An 11,501-nucleotide genomic window follows, 5' to 3' on the forward strand; every position below is an offset into this window, starting at 1 on the left:
GCAGGCACAACCGAGCAACCGGGGCGAAACGTTCGGGCCAAGTCCGGTCTGAATAAAGCCATCTTGGATCAAGGCTGGTTCGAGTTCCGCCGTCAACTAGAGTACAAACTGGCGTGGACAGGGGGTTGGCTTGTCGCTGTACCCCCGCACTACACCAGCCAGACCTGCCCTGAATGTGGGCATTGCAGTCAAGAAAATCGCCCTACGCAAGCGCAATTTGTGTGCGTAGCATGTGGCGTTAAGGAAAACGCCGATGTGGTCGGTGCGATCAATGTATTAAGGGCGGGGCACGCCCGGTTCGCCTGTGAAGTGAGTGGTGCAGTCATGCCGCCAGCAGCAGGAACCCACCGAAGCGACTCTGGGACGGCTCAATGCCTCCCTTGAGCGCTGTAGGAATCCCCGGCCTTTAGGCGGGGGAGGATGTCAACACAACGATTGGCGTAGCAGTGCCACGGCAACTGTCTTAATTAGGTAAAGCCTTAGCACTCACCGACTGCATACAAAGTGAAAATAAAAACGAAAAAGGCCCCATGAAAGGACTAGTTAAATCCCTATTACATCGGCTATTTGATCGCCAATCGGCCATTAGCACAGTCGAACCCAAGCCAACCTCTCCAACAAATGCTACGGTTACTCTGCCACACGCGTCGAATAATGTTGCGCCGCTAAGCGCAGCTGACTGTGAGCGCGTTCTCAATTACTGGCTTGATACCGAACTGTTCGACTTACCCGAATGCCCATTTGATACCCGAAAAGGCATTATTAGTCAGCCTGCGGACGAGTTTAAGGCAACCTGGGGCCAAACCGCCATTGAACAAATAGCAGCACAACAGATACCCATCACGGATAAAAGCCGTTTGCTCATCATGTTTCAGTGTCATCGAGCCGGTTATTTAGCGCGTGATCACGAAAAGCATCCTAACTATATCGTGCCTCGTACCTATTTGGTTGCACAAGCCATGATTCCCCAATGGGACCCGGCAGAAAAAACGTTAACGTGGTTGCGTTCCGATGAGGATGAAGACATTACCCTTAATCTGGCTACCATGCGTACCCTCTACCGACGTTGTCGTAGCTCGGTACCCGCCCATATGAGCCTTCCTCAGTGGGTTGAGGCCAGAATCGCTAGTATTGAAACCAAGCTCCATAGCCACTTAGGCGGCCCAGATAGCCCACCACTAAGCAGCGAAGAGCTACAAACTCGTATTATCGAGATTAACCGAGAGCTAGCCGACGAATTTTGGCCCGACGAGCAAGCGCGCGACTATATGCTCCAACATTGCCAGCCACTTGAAAGCGGCTACATGGCCGAGCAAGATAAACCCCATCAACTATCGAGTGGTGCGATCACTTTCCGTTGGCGCTTTTGTTATTACCCTGATGAAATAGAAAGCAAACAATTAGGCCCTTTCTTTGTTAAAGACCTTGAGCACGCTATCAATTTGCTTTCATCTAACGGCTTTGACGGCTTGTCTCAGCCTTTAAGCCATTACTTAGCAGGGCAGCCTGAACAAGTTAAAGTGACTGCGGCAGTCAATCAGGGCGATTTTTTTGTACCGCATACGCGGGCTTTATTGCCCGGGCGTTGGCCCGAGAACCCGCGCTATGGGCTTAGCTTATTACAGGCATTTGCCGTGAACGTGGCGCGTCATAGCGACCACCCACCCCCCATCGTTGCAGTCAATGGCCCACCGGGTACAGGTAAAACTACGCTATTAAAAGATATTATTGCCGATCATTTCGTTGCGCGCACGCATGCATTAAGCCAAGTCTGTGACCAACCGGATTGGTTCAGCAACGCGACTCATCTTAACGTCATCATGCAACACAGCCTGTTAGTCGCGTCCAGCAACAATAAAGCCGTTGAAAATATTTCTAAAGAGCTGCCCGCTTTAGGTCAACTTGACGAACTCTTTGCCCAGCAAACGACTCATTTCCGTCACTTGACGCCCGATAGTGATTGGGGTTTATTTTGCGCAGTACTAGGCAACTCTAGTAATCGCAATGCATTTAAAGCCTTACTTAAAAAAGTCAGCGACCATATCAAATTCATCAACGATAGGTACAAGCTGAATCTTTTTTATAGCGAGCTTCAAAAAGCGGGTGCACAGAAAGCCCCACAAATCGTGACGCAATTTGTTCGTCAATGGCAGGAAAGAAATCAACTGCTTGATCTGACATCAGACATTCAACTGTGCCCTGCCTATCAGAAATACAATACATTTTTTGTGGCGTTCACTGACCACTTACAACAGATCGAAGCCCATAAGTTGACCCTTGAGTCATTTGCTTCCTCTTTTACCGATCTGGATGAAACACAGTGGGAGGAATCCCTCGCCGCTTTAGATGCTTTCAAACGGCAATGGTTTGCAAAAAAACTGTACCAACCTCATAGTGATAAAAAACTAAATACAGCAAAACACGACTTTCTCTCTCGCTATCAAGTTTTTAACGATCCTCAGGCGGAATCGGCTGCTTTTTGGGAGATGCATCCAGAACAAAACCTTATCTCTGCCCGCAGTTACGCCCCAAACCCTGACGAATCACCTGAAGCCGCCGAGCAGCGTTTACAGAAGAGCTCCCCTTTTGCCAGTGAAAAACTTAACCGGCACCGCAGCGAGATGTTTGCAAGCGCTTTACGTCTCAATGAAGCATTGTTAGAGCACAGCAGCACACAATTTTCTGCGCATTGGGAAAACTTGAATCAGCTGATTGATGGTCGTCTAGAAACCAACGAGACCGTGCCCCATCATCAACAGCTATGGGCGCTGTTATTCTTATTTTTTCCTGTTATCAGCAGCTCACTGTCCTCTATTGAAAACCAATTCAAATTAATGCAAAAAACCGGCGGTTTCGGCTTAGCCATGATTGATGAGGCAGGACAAGCCGTTAACTATCACGTAGTGGGCCTACTGCAGCGCTGTCGCCAGGCCATTTTTGTAGGTGACCCTATCCAACTCGAGCCAGTGGTAACCCTGCCGCCCTCTTTAGACCGCGCCATTGCGCGCGATTTTATTGCCGTCTCGGCTCAAGACGGCGTTCAAGAATGGGGCGACCCTTATTTAGTGAGCGCAAGCTCAGCCCAAAGCTTAGCCGACCGCGCCGGACGCTTTATGGCGCAAATTGGTGAACGCAACGTTGGGATCCCTTTGCTAGTGCACAGACGTTGCACAAACCCAATGTTCTCTATTGCTAACAAAATTGCCTACGACAACACCATGGTGATGGCTAGCCAGTCATTTAGCTGGCCTGCTCTACCCAGCGGCTGGATCCATGTAGAAGAATCCCCCGCCTCCATTAGCAAACCTGGCTACTCAAACACAGCTGAAGCCACCACCGCCTTAAAAATAGTAGAGTTTTTGGTTAAATCACACCCAAACATGGTCGCAGGCGGCGTATATGTGATTACCCCTTTTTCCAAAATGCGTACCGAGCTACAGACCCATGCCGAGAAGCTTTTACGCCAGCCAGAACATCAGCTCTGGATGCAGCAAGCACTAGGAACAGAACGCGCTGCAACAGCAGAGGCCAAGCATTTTGTACACGAAAACATAGGCACTGTGCATACTTTTCAAGGCAAAGAAGCCTCCACCGTCATTTTATGTCTGGCTGCGTCCAGCGTTCGTAAAAACACAGGGGGAATCAGCTGGGTAAATAGCAAACCCAACTTATTAAATGTGGCGGTCACACGCGCCAAACATCACTTGTTTGTAGTAGGTAATTATACAGACTGGGCTCAAGGCCCTTTATCTTCAGAACTACAAAATACTGGAATGCGGTACTTTGATGGCGTAGAAAAACTTATACAGCAGTAAGCAATATCGCTTTTACAGACCAAGCGGGATGCGATTACTACAACCATTGATGGCTTTGGGTATTGGTGTGGAGAAGGGTTTAGCGTATAAAGAGGTAGCTGGCCGCGGAGCAAAAATCTGTCTAGCCAAAACTCATGCTCCCTTACGCCAATCTCGGGGCGTTAAACCAAACTGACGGCGAAAGCATCGGCTAAAATAAGCACTGTCCTGAAAACCCATTTCGTAAGCAATTTGGGTTACGCTCAATGTAGGCTCGGTTTTTAATCGATCAGCAGCGCGACTTAAACGACTTTCTAAAATATAAGCAGAGGGCGTCGTCGACTCTAAAGAAAAAAGATGTTGCACTGTTCTTACAGAAACATGTAAATACTCGGCAATGCGTTGTGTGTTCAGTGCAGGATCAGTAAAGTTATTGGCCACAAATGTTTTTGCACGACGTAAGCTTTGTCGCTGTGTGTCCTGAGATAGCGTTGCAGCAGCACCATCAGAATACCGCATGGCCATCGCTAACAGGTCAAAAAACACCTCTGTCACTTCCTCGGCCCAGCCTGGTAAGTTTTCTGCGTACTCCCCATGTCGCCACATAGACAATAAAAACTCTTGCAAGATTTTTGCGCTTATTGCACTAGGAATTGGTTTCTCTAAGACCTCTTCCAGATCGGCTAGACGATGCCGTAGTGGTTCTAAAGGCATCTCAACCACCAGTAACTCGTGATCTTGCGACAACGACAAGTCATAGCCTATGTAAGGTGAGCTTATAACAAAATTGCCTGTATTTAACATGGCCTCGCCCCCCTTATGCTTAATCCCCCCCATACCTCGATTTAAAAAATGCAAGATTAGCCGCTGTGATGATTGAGCACAATTTTGTTTACGTTGAACTCGGGACGCATCCGAACGCGGCCTAAGCAATACCAAAGGCCCCACATTCCAACGCAGCATTTCTGCCCTAAACCCTGCCGAAGCACTGTCAATTCGAGTTCCAGACAACGTGCTATCACACAGAGAATTCCAAAAAGCTAACCGTTTTTGGGGCTGGATTTGAAATGTAGAGAATTGCTCAATTTGCTGCATCAAGGTCTCCTTGTCATTCCCCTATTTTTCTAGACTGTTATAGGCAGGAATAAGGGGGGCTCTGCCTGTTTATGCTTAGGATCGCCTCCCTAACACACTCAGTCGTTGATACGTAAAACAGCTTACCGAAAGAACGCCTTCCGCACACTCCGTCAAGACCCTATATGTTTTGCGCTCCTATCCCTATAGATCTCGTTTTTATCCAAGAAACAAAATAAAACACTCAATAGAATCGGAGTAATAATCAAAAAAGTAGGAGACTTGTATGACAACCGTATCGGATACACCCTCAGCATTAGCTGAGACCGCACCCCGCTCTTTTGGGCGCTATCAGTACACACTCATTGCCTTACTTAGCTTAAATTTCGGTATTGTTTTCTTCGACCGAAATGCGGTTAGCTTTTTAATGCCATTCATCCAACCTGAATTAGGAATTAGTCATACACAGGTCGGGATTCTAGTTAGTGCACTCTCTTTTAGCTGGGCTATTTCAGCCCTAGTAATAGGCAAGCTTTCTGACAGTCTAGGCAAAAGAAAACTACTACTCGTTCTTTCGACCATTGCTTTTTCGTTATGCTCTTTTCTCAGTGGTTTAGCCAGTTCTTTTGCCTTTCTGTTAGCAACACGACTGCTCATGGGTGTCGCGGAGGGTGGCGTTCTACCAATTAGCCATGCCATGGTGGCCTCTGAAGTACCAGCAGAGCGTCGAGGCTTAGCCCAAGGCATTACGCAAAACTTTGGTTCAAACCTACTGGGGTCTTTTGTCGCTCCTGTACTACTCGTCTCTTTTGCTAGCTACTTTGGTTGGCGTGAAGCCTTTTTTCTTGCTGGTATCCCAGGCCTAGTGTGTGCCGCACTCATGTGGTTTTACTTGGACGAGCCAGCCTCTCTAGCAAAATCACAAAAAGAAACCGCTTCTGTTAGCGTATTTAGCGTTTTAAAAGACCGTAACGTACAAATATGCGTTGCTCTTAGCATCTTGCTTGTGTCCTACCTCGTCGTTTGCTGGGTGTTTATGCCTCTCTACCTAACCCAAGTAAAAGGGGTGTCTCCAACCAGCATGGGGTGGTTAATGGGCACTCTAGGGGTCTCTGCCACATTGGGTAGTTTTATCATCACGGGCCTATCAGATCGCTTTGGACGACGCCCTCTTTTAATTCTCATGCCCTTAATTGGCGTGATCTTGCCACTCGGGGCTCTCTACTTTACTGGTTCTGTTTGGGTACTAGCCATTATTTTCTTCTTTGGCTGGGGCTTTAACGGCACACTGCCACTCTTTATGGCCACCGTTCCCTCTGAAAGTGTAGACCCTCGATTAGTAGCAACCGCCTTAGGACTGAGTATGGGGGCAGGTGAGCTAATAGGTGGCGTGCTCTCACCCTTTTTAACGGGCATGTTAGCCGACCAATTTGGTTTGCAATCCGCGCTTTGGCTAATGTTTGCCTTAGCTCTTCTCGCTAGCCTCTGTGCATGTGGTCTACGGGAAACCGCACCATCTCGCCTCAAGACCCTCACGCAAACTGCTTAAACACAGACTTACTTTTAACTACACAACAATGACTAAACTGGAGCAAATCATGAGTAAAGCTGCTACTGCAACAACCAAAAAAGACAAAGATAATGACTACCGTATCGTGCAAGTCCCCGAGTCCTTACCACACCGTATCGCTGAATGGGGCGTAGAAGGCAGTTACATCAACCGATCAGAAGAAGAAAGCCCTTGGATTCCTTTTGGCGACAATGCTGCCATCCGCCACTTGGCCTTTGATGTACGCAACAACGTGTACTGTAATATCTTGTGGATTAAGTCCCCGGGCATGATTGGTACCCATAAGCACCGTGGTATGGTTTGGGCAATTGGTCTAGAGGGTAGTTTCCGCTACCTAGAATACGACTGGGTCTGTGAACCAGGCGACTTCATCACGGAATTACCGGGTACAGCTCATACTTTAGTTACTGACCACCCCGATGGCATGAAAGCCTTATTTTGGATGCAGGGTGCCAATGAATTTTATGACTCTGAAGGTAATTTTTTAGAAACACTGGATGTGTTTTGGTTCATTGATCACTACCAAAGTTATTGCGAAAAACACGGCCTTCCTATCAATAAAAAACTATGGATTTAAGCACTCCTATGTCTTTTCTAGATATGTTTTCTATTAAAGGTCGTACAGCACTTGTGACCGGTGCAGCCTCGGGGCTGGGGCTGGCCTATGCGGAAGCACTCGCTGAGGCAGGTGCTAGCGTAACCTTAACTGACATTAACGAAGCAGCGTTGGTCCAAGAAAGCCAAAGGCTCTTACAAAACGGTTGGCAAGTGCGCTGGGCAGTACTCGATATCACTGATCGCCATCAAACACAGCAAGTTTTTGATGACCATCTACACCGCTATGGCGGACTAGATATTGTGTTTGCTAATGCTGGAATTGATACCGGACAGGGTTTCTGGAACCCCGAAGGCTATAGGAACGAGCAAGGACAAGTCGACACCTACGACCCAGAAACATGGGATAAAAGCATTCAGGTCAATTTAACTGGCCCCTATAACACCATACGTCAGGCCGTGCGCTGCATGAAAAGCACGGGTAAAGGTGGCTCGATTATAGTGACCTCCTCGAACGCAGCCGTAATGTGTGGGCCCATTGTCGGTCTACCCTATATGCCAGCCAAAGCCGGCCTAGCTCATATGGTACGTCAATTGGCCCTAGAGCTTGCCGAGTTCAATATTCGGGTCAATGCTATTGCCCCTGGTCCTTTTGTCACAAACATTGGGGGCGGTTGGCTTAAGAGCAATCCCCAAGCCCGCGAAGCCTGGGACTCTAAGGTCCCCTTAGGTCGTGTGGCAGAGCCTAAGCAAATTAAACCACTTGCGCTGTATCTTGCCTCTGATGCCTCTGATTACATGACAGGGGCTCACTTGGTCATTGATGGCGGCATGTCTTTGGGGAGTATTCTATGATGCAAGCAGCTATTTTTGAAGGCTTCGGCAAGCCATTGCGGGTAGAGAAAATCCCTGCCCCCACTCCTGCTAGCGATGAAGTCATTCTAGCCGTCAAACGCTGCGGTATCTGTGGCTCGGATTTACACATGACCGAAGACCCCACCTTTAACCTGCAGCCCGGTAGCGTATTAGGCCACGAGTTTGCAGGAGAGATCATCGCTCTAGGTAAAGACGTCACCCATCTAAAAATAGGGCAACAGGTGGCGGTTATGCCTTATCACAGTTGCGGCCACTGTGCTCAATGCCTGGCCCGTAATCCCGCCTGGTGCTCGGAAATGGCGCTAATGGGCGGCGGTTATGGCGAATTTGCCGCCGTCGCAGCCCGCCTTTGCATCCCCTTGCCCGCTGAGACCGACTTTGAGACGGGAGCTTTGGTGGAACCTCTGGCTATTGCTTTGCACGGCGTTAGAAAATCAGGCCTTCAGCCGGGGCAAGACATTATTGTCTACGGTGCTGGGCCAATCGGTTTAGCCGTCGTATTTTGGGCTCGCCGCTTTGGTGCCAGAAAAATCATCGTAGAAGACATCAAACCAGAGCGCGCAAACCAAGCGTTGGAACTAGGCGCCAACCATTTCGTTTGTGCCCCGCAATTGCCTACAGAAACCACTGCTGCCAAGCTTGGCAACCAAGGGGCTGATATTGTGTTTGACTGCGCTGGCGTCCCCGGCCTCATTGCACAAGCCATCCCCCTATTACGCCCCCAAGGCACCTTGCTTATTCTAGGCCTATGCACAAAACCTGACAGCTTTATCCCTTTTGAGGCCCTATCCAAAGAACTGCGCATTCAAACCGCCGTCTTTTTTAACCAGCAAGAATATGAATCAACATTAGATATGCTAACCGCTATGCCCGTTTTAATAGACATTTTTATTAATAAACGCACCTCTTTACACACCTTGCCCGCATTATTTGAAACACTTAAATCGAACTCCCCCTACTGCAAAGTCATGATTTGTCATGAGCATTAAATGGGGTGGGAGCGCCCCATAGGGGTGCTCCTACATCAGGAGCCCTTTTTCTGATCTTAATTACAAAATAATTCTTAAAGATGGTGACTACACACCGGTCTAGATTTATTTGTAGAAGAAGACCAAGCCTTCGACAATCCTTTGCCGCGAGCATCGCTCAACCCTACAAGGAAGCATAATCTGCTCCTATATATACCGTCTCTACCTTGCTAAAGCAGCTCACATTTTCTATCCTAGACAATGTCGTTAGAATCATAGAGCTCGTCATTGGGCTCACAGTAACATTACAAATAGGCTGTGATAAAGCTAGCGGCTTACCTAATTTAAACAGATAATAAAGCTCATCGTGAGTAGACTCTTTTCCTGACTGCAGTACGCTAATTTCATGACGAGCGACCAACTTAACCTGTTTAACAGGCCAAACTTTTGTGATTTGCTTATCATCTGAATTTTTATTCTCTGCAAATGCCAAGCCTAAATAACGAATCTCAGTCACTACGCCATGCTTGAATCTGTCATTAAACGTCTTCTTGGGCATGTGATACCATTGTGCTAGCCCTTGTCTAAACTTATCGAAATAAGCGGGATCACGATCCTCTTCTTTCCCTAAAGCTGCCATCATAAGCAAATCAGGATATAAACTTTGCTTCATGCCATAGGCAGGAATACGAGCGGCTTCCTGCACGTAAATGCGCTCAGCAATTTCCGGTGACTCATACAACCCCCCATCCTTCTTCCTGCCCATCTGCTCATCTAAAAACCGTGCTAGCCATAATCGACCCGTGTGTTTATCGCTTCCCGCTTCATTTTTTTGCAAACTGGGCAATAACGCAAAAGCACCTATACCTACCTCGGCAATATCAGCTTGATAAGGATTCTCACTAGCCTCTTGATCAAAAAATCCTGGGTACAAAACAAAAGCTCCAAAGATAGGACGGCTTTTTTGCTTGCTCTTCTCGGTTTCCAAGTGTATTAAAGCATCTCGATAGCGATGCATTTGATTCAAAGCATCTTCGGGAGCCAAATCTACTTTTGAGCTATTAGGGCTCTTTCGTCCTTCCTCCATCCTATATTTGGCATCAAACAACCAAATAAACTGTTTGGCCTCCTGTAAACCAGTAGGTGGCAAAGTGACCTCTAAAACAATATCAGGTTTTTGATTCACCAAATAACTGCGAATCGGCTTACTCTGTTTACTAAAAACTGGCTCATGCACTAGCCTAGCCTTCACGCCATCAGCGCGCTCAAACTCAAAGGCACCCGCAAACCCATCTTCAAGCTGATACTCAAACAAACTATTTAACGACAGCTTCGCCATTTGACTGAGAATTATGCTAAAGCCTAGCTCGTATTCTAAAAGCTGCTTAATTTCTAAAAAACACCAAATTTCATAAATTTCGGCTACCGATTTCATCGAAATAGTCGACAGACCACCTAACGCATCCAAATAAAACTTCAGCTCCTGCCAAACTCTATAGACCGCGCTATAACCTGTTTTTTGCTGCAGCACCAAGGACTCTCGATTTGACCCTGTATAGGACCCTACCTCTGTTAAAAAGCTTTGACGTAGTAATTTTTGCAAAGGTTGCTGCCAAGCATGCAGCTCACTCAAAAATGCTTGTGAAAAACGTTGATTTTGGGGTGCCTCGTTATGACTGCGCAATTTTGCTTCAAATTTAGCAAGTTGATTTTTACTTTGTGTCACCACCATCTTAATAAAACGGTTTTCTGGTGTATTCACACTTAGACGTTTTTGCTCTACCGCATAGTGGCGTTCATGTAGCCCATTGGCCAAGTCCAATAAAACCCGCTCACTGAGCTTAGGCGATAAACGTCCTTTAAGCCTTGCCGCCTTAGTAGAAGTTGTAAAAGACACTAAGCGATTGTGTGGCGCAACACAAATCACCTTTAAGCCCTGCTCAAAACGTTGACGTAATGCAGTGAAATTAGCTAGCCACATTAAGGGAAAAGAGCCTTGCAGTCGACCTCGCTGTGCCTCTTGCGCTGTTTTTTGTATGAGACTAAAACGCCACAAAGGAAAGCTCTGATCAATAGTTTCATACATCGCCGGTAAATCTTGATGCAGTGCCATCTTAATAGGCAAAACCTCAAAAGCTAAGCTCTGGGTTTGAGCTTGACCCTTCAGCTCATAACATAAAGGTAAACTGAGCCAACCTACGTCATTTGCTGTCTGAATGGTCCCCATTAAACGTGCCGGTGTGTCACCACGTTTAGGAACAAACCTAAACGCCTCGTTAATCGCCCGGCTACGATGCGTTAAATAGGCATGGCTAACTGGTTGCAAAAACACCCATTCAAACTGATATAAGGTATTTTCAAAAAAAAGAGGCTGTGTCAGTAAAACATGAGAAGCCTCCTTCAAAGTCACCTTTTCCGCATCTCCCTTTTCTAGTGATAAAGGAGGAGTGCTTACCCAAAAAACCCCCTCCGCCAAAGGTGGATTAAATCGCAATACATGCTGGGGCGCCTCTATACCTCGCTTATTTAGTGTGGATTGATAACCTTCTGTTTGTTTAGTAATGTCATTAGCCCACACCGACAACTCAAAATCAGGTGTGTGTAACCGCAACAGCTCTGGCATCGTACCTCCTTGTTTGCTTTAAGCTCTCACAATTAATGGGC

At 47.2% G+C, this 11,501-nt stretch carries 8 protein-coding genes; 6 read left to right on the forward strand and 2 right to left on the reverse strand.

All coding sequences use genetic code 11. From position 1 onward, the window contains the following. Positions 1-384 (forward strand): RNA-guided endonuclease InsQ/TnpB family protein (locus GGR41_RS07120; protein ID WP_167661285.1); only part of this gene is annotated, 384 nt, incomplete at its 5' end. A gap of 146 nt (positions 385-530) precedes the next feature. Beyond that, on the forward strand, positions 531-3,815 hold the full coding sequence (locus GGR41_RS07125; protein ID WP_167661286.1) for a DEAD/DEAH box helicase: 3,285 nt from the start codon (positions 531-533) through the stop codon (positions 3,813-3,815). 132 nt (positions 3,816-3,947) lie between these two features. Here the strand turns inward: GGR41_RS07125 and GGR41_RS07130 are convergent, their stop codons facing one another. Continuing rightward, positions 3,948-4,889 carry an AraC family transcriptional regulator gene (locus tag GGR41_RS07130; protein ID WP_167661287.1) on the reverse strand — a complete coding sequence of 314 codons (942 nt, stop codon included), beginning with the start codon at positions 4,887-4,889 and terminating at the stop codon, positions 3,948-3,950. A gap of 265 nt (positions 4,890-5,154) precedes the next feature. On the opposite strand from GGR41_RS07130, the gene GGR41_RS07135 reads away from it, so the two are divergent. The 4 genes from GGR41_RS07135 to GGR41_RS07150 are packed head-to-tail and all read left to right on the forward strand — an operon-like array spanning position 5,155 to position 8,858. Beyond that, positions 5,155-6,417, forward strand: coding sequence for an MFS transporter (locus tag GGR41_RS07135; RefSeq protein ID WP_167661288.1), 1,263 nt, complete (start codon positions 5,155-5,157; stop codon positions 6,415-6,417). Between the two features lie 49 nt (positions 6,418-6,466). Continuing rightward, positions 6,467-7,015 carry a 2,4'-dihydroxyacetophenone dioxygenase family protein gene (locus GGR41_RS07140; protein WP_167661289.1) on the forward strand — a complete coding sequence of 183 codons (549 nt, stop codon included), beginning with the start codon at positions 6,467-6,469 and terminating at the stop codon, positions 7,013-7,015. Between the two features lie 23 nt (positions 7,016-7,038). Then, positions 7,039-7,848, forward strand: a complete 810-nt coding sequence (locus GGR41_RS07145) for an SDR family NAD(P)-dependent oxidoreductase (RefSeq protein WP_244951451.1) — start codon at positions 7,039-7,041, stop codon at positions 7,846-7,848. Further along, entirely contained in the window at positions 7,845-8,858 is a 1,014-nt protein-coding gene (locus tag GGR41_RS07150; RefSeq protein WP_209279779.1) for a zinc-dependent alcohol dehydrogenase, read from the forward strand. Before GGR41_RS07145 ends, GGR41_RS07150 begins: the two co-directional genes overlap by 4 nt. Positions 8,859-9,021: 163 nt before the next feature. Here the strand turns inward: GGR41_RS07150 and GGR41_RS07155 are convergent, their stop codons facing one another. Then, positions 9,022-11,460, reverse strand: a complete 2,439-nt coding sequence (locus tag GGR41_RS07155; RefSeq protein ID WP_167661291.1) for a restriction endonuclease-like protein — start codon at positions 11,458-11,460, stop codon at positions 9,022-9,024. Positions 11,461-11,501 lie beyond the last annotated feature (41 nt).

Source organism: Paenalcaligenes hominis (assembly GCF_011927625.1).
GTDB classification, from domain to species: domain Bacteria; phylum Pseudomonadota; class Gammaproteobacteria; order Burkholderiales; family Burkholderiaceae_B; genus Paenalcaligenes; species Paenalcaligenes hominis.